Annotated in this window: 10 protein-coding genes; 9 read left to right on the top strand and 1 reads right to left on the bottom strand. The window is 60.2% G+C overall.

The genetic code is table 11. The features are described from left to right. Positions 1-58 precede the first annotated feature (58 nt). From ABSE61_RS16365 to ABSE61_RS16405, 9 genes are all read left to right on the top strand, one after another. Positions 59-2,554 carry a TonB-dependent receptor gene (locus ABSE61_RS16365; RefSeq protein ID WP_423872165.1) on the top strand — a complete coding sequence of 832 codons (2,496 nt, stop codon included), beginning with the start codon at positions 59-61 and terminating at the stop codon, positions 2,552-2,554. A 29-nt stretch (positions 2,555-2,583) separates the two neighbouring features. Further along, positions 2,584-3,096 carry a copper chaperone PCu(A)C gene (locus ABSE61_RS16370; RefSeq protein ID WP_423872166.1) on the top strand — a complete coding sequence of 171 codons (513 nt, stop codon included), beginning with the start codon at positions 2,584-2,586 and terminating at the stop codon, positions 3,094-3,096. Positions 3,097-3,103: 7 nt separating this feature from the next. Continuing rightward, a complete protein-coding gene (locus ABSE61_RS16375) occupies positions 3,104-3,631 on the top strand; it encodes a YcnI family copper-binding membrane protein (protein WP_423872167.1) in 528 nt (175 codons plus the stop codon). A gap of 11 nt (positions 3,632-3,642) precedes the next feature. Further along, positions 3,643-5,220 carry a copper resistance CopC/CopD family protein gene (locus ABSE61_RS16380; RefSeq protein WP_423872168.1) on the top strand — a complete coding sequence of 526 codons (1,578 nt, stop codon included), beginning with the start codon at positions 3,643-3,645 and terminating at the stop codon, positions 5,218-5,220. 191 nt (positions 5,221-5,411) lie between these two features. Continuing rightward, positions 5,412-6,728, top strand: a complete 1,317-nt coding sequence (proS, locus tag ABSE61_RS16385; protein ID WP_423872169.1) for a proline--tRNA ligase — start codon at positions 5,412-5,414, stop codon at positions 6,726-6,728. Positions 6,729-6,828: 100 nt separating this feature from the next. Further along, positions 6,829-8,109, top strand: coding sequence for a lipoprotein-releasing ABC transporter permease subunit (locus ABSE61_RS16390; RefSeq protein ID WP_423872170.1), 1,281 nt, complete (start codon positions 6,829-6,831; stop codon positions 8,107-8,109). A 7-nt stretch (positions 8,110-8,116) separates the two neighbouring features. Beyond that, positions 8,117-8,815, top strand: a complete 699-nt coding sequence (locus ABSE61_RS16395) for an ABC transporter ATP-binding protein (protein ID WP_423872171.1) — start codon at positions 8,117-8,119, stop codon at positions 8,813-8,815. A 150-nt stretch (positions 8,816-8,965) separates the two neighbouring features. After that, the gene (locus tag ABSE61_RS16400; RefSeq protein WP_423872172.1) at positions 8,966-9,169 is read left to right on the top strand and encodes a hypothetical protein; all 204 of its coding nucleotides are present in this window, start codon (positions 8,966-8,968) and stop codon (positions 9,167-9,169) included. Between the two features lie 313 nt (positions 9,170-9,482). Continuing rightward, positions 9,483-10,208, top strand: coding sequence for an outer membrane protein (locus ABSE61_RS16405; RefSeq protein ID WP_423872173.1), 726 nt, complete (start codon positions 9,483-9,485; stop codon positions 10,206-10,208). A 98-nt stretch (positions 10,209-10,306) separates the two neighbouring features. Here the strand turns inward: ABSE61_RS16405 and ABSE61_RS16410 are convergent, their stop codons facing one another. Further along, complete coding sequence (locus ABSE61_RS16410; RefSeq protein WP_423872174.1) at positions 10,307-11,515, bottom strand: potassium channel family protein; 1,209 nt, start codon at positions 11,513-11,515, stop codon at positions 10,307-10,309. Between the last annotated feature and the right edge of the window lie 202 nt (positions 11,516-11,717).

An 11,717-nucleotide genomic window follows, 5' to 3' on the forward strand; every position in this document is an offset into this window, starting at 1 on the left:
GCGCCGCCCTGTGCGTCGTTCTGGCCGGCCGTGAGAGCCGGTATGTCAGGAATATCAGATGTCGAAGGTATGTGCCCTCTGTGGCGCAAGCGCGATCGCTATGAAAATCGCGTTGCTTGCCCCGTTCAATACGGCTTACGCCCAGAGCAACGATAGCACCTTGCCGCCGGTGACGGTGCAGGCACCGCCCAAGGCCGTCGCCAAGCGCCCTGCCAAAAAGCCGGGTGAACGCGTCGTGGTGGAACGGCGCCGCGCGCCCAAGCCGGCTGTCGCGGCAGAGCAGCCGCCCAAGCCTGCCGTCTCTCCAGGTATCGACGGCGGCGGCGTGAATGCATCCTACGGAACGCCGCCGGTCGTGGCGCGATTCCAGTTGCCGCAGGAATCCTACAGCATCACCTCCAAGCAGATCGACGAGACGATCAACCTCAAGGACCCTGAGGATGCGGTCAAATATTTGCCGGATCTATTTGTGCGCAAACGTAACGACGGCGACAACCAGGCGGTACTCGCGACGCGCGACTGGGGCCTCAGCTCAAGCGCGCGCACGCTGATCTACTACGACGACATCCTTGTTTCGGCGCTGATTGCCAACAACAATACCAACGGTTCGCCACATTGGAACCTGATCTCGCCCGAGGCGATCCAGCGGATCGACTTCCTCGATGGCCCCTTCGCGGCCGCCTATCCCGGAAATTCCATCGGCGGCGTGCTCCTGGTCACCTCTAAGATGCCGGACAAGCCCTTTGCGGTTGCCAAGGAAACCGTCTCCGTGATGCCGTGGAACCAGTACGGCACCAAGGATACCTATGTAACGAGCCAAACCAGCGCGGCTGCGGGAAACCGTAACGGCGCGGTGTCATGGCTGATCAGCGCCAACTATCTCGACAGCTATCAGCAGCCGCTGACCTATACAACGAACGCCACACCTCCGGCCAACACGACCGGGACCATTATCGCGCTCAACAAGCAGGGCTTGCCGGCCGACGTGGTCGGGACCGGCGCGCTGGCCCACTCGCAACAGACGTCGGAGAATGTCCGGCTGGCCTACGACCTCAATGCGATGGTCCAGGCAACGTACTCGTGGGGCATTTGGAACAACCACCAGGTTTCCAACCCGCAAACCTATCTGACCTCGACGGTTACGGGACAACCGACCTTTGGCGGTGTATCCAGCTTCGCCAGCAATAGATACGTCTGGGACCAGACGCATATGAGCAACGCGGTATCGCTCAAGAGCGACACCAAGGGCGTGTTCGATTTCGACTTGTCCGCGTCGACCTATAACTATCTCCAGGACATCATGCTCAATCCGTTCACGGTCGCCTCAACGGGCGTCGGCTTCTCCCAGAACGGCAAGATCACCCGGAACGATGGCACCAACTGGCAGAACGCGGACGCCAAGGGTATCTGGCGTCCGTTCGGTTATGACGGTCCGCAGGAGATCAGTTTCGGTTTACACGGCGATCGCTATCAACTGGAAAATCCGGTTTTTGCCTCCGCGAACACGTTTCAGACGTCATCGACCGGCACTGGACAGCTTTACTCTGATGGCGAGGGCGAAACCCATACCGGTGCGATCTGGGTGCAGGATGCATGGAAGATCCAGCCCAATTTGAAACTCACGCTGGGAGGGCGTTTCGAGGCTTGGGAGGCGATCAACGGCTTCAATCTAAATACAACCACGAATGCAGCGGGCACGACAATTACGAGCTCCGTCGCGACGAACCAGCCGGGCTTGCAGTCGACGAATTTTTCGCCGAAAGCATCGCTCTCTTACGACCCGAACAAGGAGTGGAACATCACCGCCAACTTCGGCCAGGCCTATCGATATCCGACGGTGGCCGAGCTCTATCAGAACATCAGCGTTGGCGGCGTGGCGACCGTTGCCAATCCGTTTTTGACACCTGAGCAGGATCTCAACGGCGAACTCAATATCGAACGCCACTGGAATGACGGAAAGGTCAGGCTCACGCTCTTTGACGAACTGGTCCACAACGCGATCATTTCGCAGACCAACCTGGCCACCAATCCGGTGAACGGCGCGCAGGTGCCCACCACGACGATCGGAAACGTCGATCTGATCCGGTTTCGAGGCGTTGATTTGTCAGCGGATAAGAACAACGTCTTCATCACCGGCCTGCAAATTTTCGGCAGCGTCACCTACGTCGATTCCCGAATCCTGTCAGATCCCACCTATGCCGGCAGCAATCCGCTGACGGGCATTCCCGATACCGCAGTCGGCAAGCAGGTCCCCAACGTCCCGGACTGGCGGGCCAAGCTGGGCTTCACCTATCGGCCCGACGACTTTTGGGCCTATACGGTGGCTGTGCGTTACAGCGGCAAGCAGTTTTCGACGCTGGATAACACCGATATCGTTTCCCACGTGTTCGGAGCGTTCGACTACTTCACCGTCGTCGATATGAAGATCCATTACAACGCGACGAAGAATTTCTCGTTCGACTTCGGGATCGATAATCTGCTCAACCAGCAGTATTTCCTGTTCCATCCGTTCCCCGGCAGAACCTATGTGCTGGCGTCGAAATACACGTTTTAGGTAGCGGCAATCCAAGCAAGGAGCATTTCATGAGAAGAATGATCGTAACGTCGTTTTGCATAGCGCTGGCCGCTTGCATTGCAGGCGCATCGGCTCGCGCCGAAGAGGTCAAGGCCGGCGATCTCGTGATCTCGCAGGCCTGGAGTCGCGCCACGCCGAACGGCGCCAAGATCGGCACGGGCTACTTCACCATCGAGAACAAGGGGACGACGGCCGACAAACTGGTCGGCGTGAGCGGCGAGGTGTCCGACAAGATCGAGGTGCACGAGATGTCGATGAACAACGGCGTCATGAAAATGCGTCCCGTCGACGGAGGTCTCACCATCGACCCCGGCAAGACGGTCAAGCTCGCGCCGAACGGCTATCACCTGATGATCATGGATCTGAAAAGCCCGCTGAAGCAAGGCGGCAAGGTGCCGGTTACGCTTGAGTTCGAGAAGGCGGGCAAGGTGGCGGTCACGCTTGACGTGCAAGGTATCGGCGCCCAGGGACCGGGTAGCGGCGACGGCATGATGAAGATGTCACCCGGCATGAAGATGTGAGGCAACGATGACAGTGAAATCATCAGGTTTGATGCTCGCGGCGGTGTTGTTGATCGCAACGCCGTCTTATGCCCATGTCACCCTTGAAGGCCGTCAGGCCACGATCGGGACGTGGTACAAGGCGGTGTTCGCGGTGCCGCACGGCTGCGCCGGTTCGACGACGACCAAGCTCCGCGTTCAAATTCCTGACGGCGTGATCGATGTGAAGCCGATGCCAAAGCCCGGCTGGAACGTCGAGGTCGTGAAGGGAAAATATGCCGTGCCCTACGATTTCCATGGTGCCAAAGTTTCCGAAGGTGCCAAGGAAGTGGTCTGGAGCGGCGGCAAGTTGCCGGACGACAATTACGACGAGTTCGTTGTCAGCACATACCTCACGGCCAATCTCAAACCCGACACGGTGCTGTATTTTCCGACCGTGCAGGAATGCGAGCAGGGGGTCAGCCGCTGGATCGATATTCCCGCAGAAGGCGAGGCGGAACATGGGCATGGCGCCAAGTCGCCGGCGCCCGGTGTCAAGCTGATCGCAAAACCCTGATCGGCTTGAATGTGCGCCTGATTGCGGGCTTTGCGACCCTGTTGTCGGTTCTCGGCTTTGCCACCGGCGCTTTCGGACACGCGTCGCTGATTTCGACCGAGCCTAGCGACGGCAGCATGATGTCGCAGGCTCCGAAGACGGTGCGCCTGCGGTTCAACGAGCCCATAGCGCCTGCCTCGATCAGGCTGATCGATGGCGAGGGCAAAACGCGTGATGATGTGTCGGTCAGCGCGCATGACGATACGATTGAAATCGGTTTGCCGAATGATTTGCCGCGCGGCACGCAAGTCGTCAGCTATCGCGTGGTCTCCGCGGACGGACATCCGGTCGGAGGGTCGCTGGTATTTTCACTCGGCATGTCCGCCAACAAGGTCGTCCGGCCGGCCGATCGGGCGCCCGTGCTGGATGCGCTGATCTGGCTGGCACGCCTAGGCGTTTACGTCGGGTTATTCGCCGGCGTTGGCGGCGCGTTTTTTGGCGCGTGGATTTCACGTACAAGTTCCGCTCGGCGGCAGATCGTGGCGTCCCTAGCGACAGGCTCTGCGAGTGCTATGGCCGCCTGGGGTCTTCAAGGTCTCGATTTGTTGGGTCTTGCCCCAGCTGACATTCTGTCCTCCGCGCCGTGGCAAGCCGCCGCGAGCACGAGTCTGGTGACGTCCTTGCTGATCGCCATCGTCGCGATGGCTTTGGCGATGACGTCGCTGCTCAATGTGGCGGGCGAGACCAAGCGCGCGTTATCTGCCGCCGCAATCTTGGGCGTCGGGACCGCGCTGGCGGTCAGCGGACACGCCAGTACGGCGTCACCGCAATGGCTGACCAAGCCGATGGTGTTCTTGCACGGCGTAGGCGTTGCCTTCTGGGTTGGAGCACTCTCGCCGTTGGCTTCGATGGCGAAGCGGCCGACCGCTCCGCTACTCGTCATTTTGAACCGGTTTTCGCGCATCGCGGTGCCCGTCGTAGCGGCCATCGCGTTGACAGGGCTGGCCTTGGCATTCGTACAATTGGTAAACGTTCGTGCGCTGATCGAGACCAGGTATGGGCTGATCCTGTCGATCAAACTCGTGCTGGTCGCGGGCCTGCTTGGCCTCGCGGCGCTGAACCGTTTGCGCCTGACGCCGCGGCTTGCCTTCAATCCCCTCGACACGAAGGCCTTGGTTCGATCGATTATTCTGGAATGTATCGTGGCTGTGGGAATTCTGGCGGTGGTTGCCGGCTGGCGCCTGACGCCGCCGCCGCGGGCGCTGGTGAAGGCCGCCGTCAAGCCGTTGGCAATTCATATCCATACGGACGCCGCGATGTTTCAGGTTCTGATTTCGCCCGGCAAGGTCGGAAGAGACAGCTTCGTCCTGCAACTGATGGAGGGCGATGCGAGCCCGCTCACAGCAAAAGAAACGACACTGATCTTGAGCCAGCCCGAGCGCGGTATCGAGCCCTTGCAACGCGCGGCCACACTTGGCGCCGACGGCTATTGGCGCGTAGCTGACGTGCCAATTCCCTATCCGGGCCGTTGGCACATGCGCATCGAGGCGCTGGTTACCGACTTCCGCAAAATTACGCTGGAAGACGATTTTGACGTGGCATCGCCATAGATGATTGTGATTCTTTCGTTTTCTCGGGCAAGCGCAGGGGCAACCACCGGGATTGGAGCCTGACTTCGGTAAAATCGCTGCTAGTCTGGATGCTTAGCGGGTTTTTCTAACGCTTTCTCTTGTGTTTTGGCGCCTGATCCGCTTTCACTGCCGAACGCCCTTTATTTTCGCCGATTCTTTCTGGTGTAGCCATGCGACTGTCGCGTTTCTTTCTTCCCATCCTCAAGGAGAATCCAAAAGAAGCGGAGATCGTGTCGCATCGTTTGATGCTGCGTGCCGGGATGATCCGACAGGAAGCCGCCGGCATCTACGCCTGGTTGCCGCTCGGCTTGCGGGTGCTGAAGAAGGTCGAGCAGATCGTGCGCGAGGAGCAAAATCGCGCCGGCGCGCTTGAGCTGTTGATGCCGACCTTGCAACTCGCCGATCTCTGGCGCGAGAGCGGCCGCTACGATGCTTACGGCCCCGAGATGCTGCGCATCGCCGACCGGCACAAGCGCGAGTTGCTGTACGGGCCGACCAACGAGGAAATGATCACCGAGATTTTCCGCGCTTACATCAAGTCGTACCGAAGCCTGCCGCTCAACCTCTATCACATCCAGTGGAAGTTTCGTGACGAGCAGCGGCCACGTTTTGGCGTGATGCGCGGACGCGAATTCCTGATGAAGGATGCCTATTCATTCGATCTCGATGAGGCCGGTGCGCGGCGGGCCTATAACCGGATGTTCGTGGCTTACTTGCGCACCTTTGCGCGCATGGGGTTGAAGGCGATCCCGATGCGTGCCGAGACCGGCCCGATCGGCGGCGACCTCAGCCACGAATTCATCGTGCTGGCGGAGACCGGCGAGTCCGGCGTCTATTGCGACCGCGACGTGCTCGATCTTCCGGTGCCCGGCGAAGATGTCGACTATGACGCCGATCTGACCCCGATCATCCAGCAATGGACATCGGTCTATGCGGCGACCGAAGACGTCCATGACGCCGCGCGGTTCGAGCGCGAAGTCTCGGCCGAGAAGCGGGTGCACACCAGGGGCATCGAGGTCGGCCAGATCTTCTATTTCGGCACCAAATATTCCGAGCCGATGAAGGCCTTTGTCGCAGGCCCCGACGGTGCCGAGGTCGCCATTCACGGCGGCTCCTATGGTGTCGGCGTTTCGAGACTACTCGGCGCCATCATCGAGGCTTGTCACGACGAGGCCGGCATCAAATGGCCGGAAGCCGTGGCGCCGTTCAAGGCGGCGATCTTGAACTTGAAGCAGGGCTCAGCGGATACGGACGGTGCCTGCGAAGCGCTTTACCGGGAGTTGACCGCCAAAGGCGTCGAAGTGCTTTACGACGATACCGACCAGCGTGCGGGTGCGAAATTTGCCGCGGCCGATTTGATCGGCATCCCCTGGCAAATCCTCGTCGGCCCGAAGGGCCTCGCGGAAGGCAAGGTTGAACTCAAGCGCCGAAGCGATGGCACGCGTGAGAATTTGAGTTCGGCTGAACTGCTGGCAAGACTGGCTTAATTCGAAAGCGTCCGACTTTATTTGAGCTTATCCACCGCAGGGCAGGCGGGAATACCGGCCGTCATGGCCACAATTAGCCCGAATCGTGTGAAAAGCGGACATGGACCAAGCCATGAGCGAGCCCGTTCAAACCCCACCCTTTGCGCCATTCGAATGGCTGCTCTCCGGACGCTATCTGCGGGCGCGTCGCAAGGAAGGATTCATCTCGGTCATCGCCGGGTTTTCCTTCCTTGGCATCATGCTCGGCGTGGCGACGCTGATCATCGTGATGGCGGTGATGAACGGCTTCCGCAAGGAGCTGCTCGACAAGATCCTCGGCCTCAACGGTCATCTTCTGGTGCAGCCGCTGGAATCGCCGCTGACCGACTGGAAGGACGTCGCCGACCGCATCAACCAGGTTCAGGGCATAAGGCTCGCAGCACCCGTTGTGGATGGGCAGGCGCTGGCATCCTCGCCCTACAATGCGTCGGGCGTCTTCGTTCGCGGCATTCGCGCCGACGACCTCAATAACCTCGCCTCGATTGCCAAGAACATCAAACAGGGCACGCTGGAGGGATTTGACGAAGGTCAGGGCGTCGCCATCGGCCGCCGGCTCGCCGATACGCTGTCGCTGCATGCCGGCGACAGCGTGACGCTGGTGGCGCCGCGAGGTGCGGTGACCCCGATGGGCACGACGCCGCGCATCAAGCCCTACAAGATCACGGCCGTGTTCGAGATCGGCATGTCGGAATATGACGCGAGCTTCGTGTTCATGCCGCTGGCCGAGGCGCAGGCCTATTTCAACCGCAACAACGACGTGACCGCGATCGAGGTGTTCACGACCAACCCCGATCGGATCGATGCCTTTCGCAAGAGCGTAACGGAGGCGGCGGGACGTCCGGTCTATTTGGTCGACTGGCGGCAGCGCAATTCGACCTTCTTCAACGCGCTTCAGGTCGAGCGCAACGTGATGTTCCTGATCCTGACCATGATCGTTCTGGTCGCAGCGCTCAATATCGTGTCGGGCCTGATTATGCTGGTGAAAGACAAAGGCAGCGACATCGCGATCCTGCGCACCATGGGGGCCTCGCAGGGTTCTATCATGCGGATATTTCTGATCACGGGAGCATCGATTGGCGTGATCGGGACCCTGATGGGGTTTCTGCTCGGCATGCTGATCTGCCTGAACATCGAATCGATCCGGCTGTTCTTGTCCTGGGTCACCAACACCGAGATTTTCGATCCCACGATCTATTTTCTCTCCAAATTGCCGGCCGAGATCGATTTCGGTGAAACCAGCGCGGTCGTCATCATGGCGCTGACATTGTCTTTCCTGGCCACGCTCTATCCGTCCTGGCGTGCTGCTCGCCTCGATCCCGTCGAAGCGCTGCGGTACGAGTGAGGAACCGATGAGCGAAGGGACGGAGGAGGTACCGGTTGTCTATCTCCACGAGATAAAGCGCCAATACGTGCAGGGCGAAACGCCGCTGATCATCCTCAACGGCGCCAAGCTCGCGCTGTGGGCAGGACAATCGGTCGCGCTCGTCGCGCCGTCCGGCGCCGGCAAATCGACGCTGCTGCATATCGCCGGCCTGCTCGAAAGCCCCGACGATGGCGAGGTCTATGTCGGAGGTACGCCGACGTCGGGTCTGTCGGATGTCGACCGCACCCAGATCCGCCGCACCGAAATCGGCTTCGTCTATCAGTCGCATCGGCTGCTGCCGGAGTTTTCCGCGCTGGAAAACGTCATGCTGCCGCAGATGATTCGCGGTTTGAAACGCTCGGAAACCGTCAAGCGCGCAACCGAGATTCTGGCCTATCTCGGGCTCGGCGACCGGATCAAACATCGGCCCGCGGAATTGTCGGGCGGCGAACAACAGCGGGTGGCAATCGCGCGCGCGGTTGCCAATGCGCCGCGCGCGCTTCTGGCGGACGAGCCGACGGGCAACCTGGATCCGAATACGGCCGACCACGTGTTCCAGGCCCTGATGCAACTGGTGAAGGCCACGCGCGTCGCCATGCTAATTGCAACCCACAACATGGAATTGGCCGGCCGGATGGATCGACGGGTGTCGCTCGTCGACGGTGAAGTCGTCGAGCTCGACTAGGATCGCCGATCTGAAGTCCCGCACTAGCCGCGGCCGGTTTCGTGAAAAATTCTATTTTCGCTAATCTTCCCAAAAAGATGAACGGTGTACGAAGGAAATGTGATCCGGTTCGGACTGGAAAGCTGCGCGTGAGCGCGGCATAACGTCGGCATGAAGAAATCAGACCTGACCTGTCCGACCTGCCACGCCGGCTATCGCCGTATCGAATTGACGTCCCGGCCCGGTGCGAAGGGAGAATATCGTTGCCTGCTCTGCGACGAGGTTCTCGAGACATTCGACGGTTCCACCGACATTGCGATCCGACTCACGGTCCAGCCGGAACGGACTTTCGACTCGGATTTCGGATCGTCTTAGTCCGGCCGTTCTTCGGAAATAACGCCGCGTTGTTCGCGCGTTATGAGCGCAGTTTCGTCAAATTTTCGAATCGTTTTTGACGCGATTGGTTCATTCGGCTGATGGAACCCGTGACAGCAAGGTTTATATGTCTATGTGTTTCAAGAAGCTCTTTTGTTCCAAAGGTTTCTTAAAGTTTTTTAATGCGGTTTTCTCTGCAAATTTTTCTCTGCAAATGTTGCGTGACGGCTACAGCATTCTTGGACAACGCTGCTAGAGGTTTTGGCGGGGCACTTGGGCTAACTAACACAGCTTCGAAAGCAGGAATCTAGATATGAACAAACTCACCATTCTCGCGACGGCAATGATCGCGGTCGGCGCCGTTGCACCGGCCGTCGCTGCAGATCTTCCCGCTCGAGCACCCGCAACTTACACGAAGGCGCCGGCGATCGTTCAGGCCGCCTATGACTGGAGCGGCTTCTACATCGGCATCAACGGCGGCGGCGCGACCGGCAACGTCGACTGGAATGCGGACGGCTTCGGCGACGAAGGCAGCCATCACCCGTCGGGCGGCACGGTCGGTGGACAGATCGGCTATCGCTGGCAGATGTCGTCCTGGGTGTTCGGTCTGGAAGCGCAGGGCAACTGGGCTGACTTCAAGGGCAGCAACACCAGCCTGGTATTCGCCAACACCACCAACCAGACCAAGATCGATGCCTTCGGCCTGTTCACCGGTCAGATCGGCTACGCCTGGGATCGCACGCTGGTTTACGTGAAGGGCGGTGCGGCGGTTACCGATAACAAGTACACCTCGATCACGACGGGCCTTGGCGTCGATACGGCCAACGAAACCCGCTGGGGCGCTGCAGTTGGCGTTGGTATCGAATACGCCTTCGCTCCGAGCTGGTCGGTCGGCTTCGAATATGATCACCTGTTCATGGGTAACAACGACGTGGTCTCCAATGCCGGCTTCATCGCCGACCACATCAAGGAAGACGTCGATCTCTTCACCGCGCGCGTGAACTACAAGTTCGGCGGCCCGGTGGTCGCTCGTTACTGAGTTAGGCTCCCGTCAACTTTAAAACCCCGGCCGGTTGGCCGGGGTTTTTGTTTGACGTGAGGATTTCCGCCGGAGAGCATCATGCTCGGCAGAAAGCTTCAGCCACGCACGCCAGCCCGGCGGCGCGGCTCGAACAAGGCGGCGAGCGCCTCGCCGCGGCCGGCGCGGCCGATGACGACGACGCCGTCGCCTTCGCGCACCACCGTGTCGGATGGCGGGTTGGTATGCACATCGCCGTCGCGGCGGTTGATCTGCACCACGAAGAAGGCACCGCGGGCCTGGCGTTCGATCGCAGCCACCGTCATCAGGATGGCGGCGCTGTGCTGGACCGCCGTCACCACTTCGAGCTCGATACCGAAGGTGCGCAGCGCGCGCTGGAAGCCGTGAGCGCGCTCGAGGCTGTCGATCAAACGGGTCGATTCTTCGAACAGGATCATGTCGGCCATCCGCTCGGCGCCGATATGGGTCGGCAATACCACCTTGTTGGCGCCGGCCTGCAACAGCTTTTTCTCGGTGCTGGCCTCTTCGCCGCGGGCGATGATGGTCAGTTCGGGATTAAGGGCGCGCGCACTCAAGGTAATGAAGACGTTGACCGCGTCGGTGGGCAGCGCGGAAACCAGAATATGGGCGCGCATGACGCCGGCGGCGTAGAGCACCGTCTCGTTGGCGGCGTCGCCTTGCAGGCAGAGATAGCCGGCCGCGATCGCCTGATTGATCCGCTCCTCTTCTTTCTCGACAATGACGAAGCCCGCGTGCGCATCGCTCAGCGATTTGGAGAGCGGCACGCCGATGCGGCCGAAGCCGCAGATGATGACGTGATCGGTGAGGTGGTCGATCTGGGTCTTCATGCGCTTGTGCCCCATGGTTTTGGTGAGATGGCTGAGCGTGATGTATTGGACCAGCGCGCCCGTGAGGAAGATGACGCCGGTGCAGCCGAGCACGATCAGCGCCATGGTGATGATGTTGAGCGCCGGCGTATTGATCGGACGGACTTCGTTGAAACCGACGGTGTATACGGTGATGACGACCATGTAGATCGCATCGCGGAAGCTCCAGCCCGCGGCCATATAGGCGACGGTGGCGAGCACCATCACCAGCACGACGTAGATCATGCCGAAGGTGAGATTGCGAACCGGCGAATCGAGCAGGCCGGTCAATCGCGGTTTGGGGACACGGCGGATGCCGTCGGACCGGGGCCGCGGCGCAACCGGCGAGGGGGCTGCGGGGGACACCGAATATGTCACGTCGGACGGCGCGGGCCTTGCGTCATCCACCGCTATATCAGGCGCAGTCGATTGCTCGCTCATCGGCCGGCTTCGCCCGCTGCTTCAATCAGGTCCCACTGGCCGGCACGGCGCGCACTGCCGCTTCCGCAACCAGCTTCCGTTTGCGAAAATAAAAAGCAGGATCGATGCCATCGCGGGCGGGTTACCCGTTAAAATTTAATAGCTTTTCGCGCTCGGTGATTTTGGTTGATGGTGGCGACGGTGAACAATCGCGGAATGAACC

The organism is Bradyrhizobium sp., from assembly GCF_049519115.1.
Classification (GTDB): domain Bacteria; phylum Pseudomonadota; class Alphaproteobacteria; order Rhizobiales; family Xanthobacteraceae; genus Bradyrhizobium.

Excerpts from the sequence above, each read along its gene's own strand:
- ABSE61_RS16400 (WP_423872172.1), top strand. The coding sequence starts at position 8,966 with ATGAAGAAATCAGACCTGACCTGTCCGACCTGCCACGCCGGCTATCGC.
- ABSE61_RS16405 (WP_423872173.1), top strand. The coding sequence starts at position 9,483 with ATGAACAAACTCACCATTCTCGCGACGGCAATGATCGCGGTCGGCGCC.
- proS (WP_423872169.1), top strand. The coding sequence starts at position 5,412 with ATGCGACTGTCGCGTTTCTTTCTTCCCATCCTCAAGGAGAATCCAAAA.
- ABSE61_RS16395 (WP_423872171.1), top strand. The coding sequence starts at position 8,117 with ATGAGCGAAGGGACGGAGGAGGTACCGGTTGTCTATCTCCACGAGATA.
- ABSE61_RS16365 (WP_423872165.1), top strand. The coding sequence starts at position 59 with ATGTCGAAGGTATGTGCCCTCTGTGGCGCAAGCGCGATCGCTATGAAA.
- ABSE61_RS16410 (WP_423872174.1), bottom strand. The coding sequence starts at position 11,515 with ATGAGCGAGCAATCGACTGCGCCTGATATAGCGGTGGATGACGCAAGG.
- ABSE61_RS16390 (WP_423872170.1), top strand. The coding sequence starts at position 6,829 with ATGGACCAAGCCATGAGCGAGCCCGTTCAAACCCCACCCTTTGCGCCA.
- ABSE61_RS16375 (WP_423872167.1), top strand. The coding sequence starts at position 3,104 with ATGACAGTGAAATCATCAGGTTTGATGCTCGCGGCGGTGTTGTTGATC.
- ABSE61_RS16370 (WP_423872166.1), top strand. The coding sequence starts at position 2,584 with ATGAGAAGAATGATCGTAACGTCGTTTTGCATAGCGCTGGCCGCTTGC.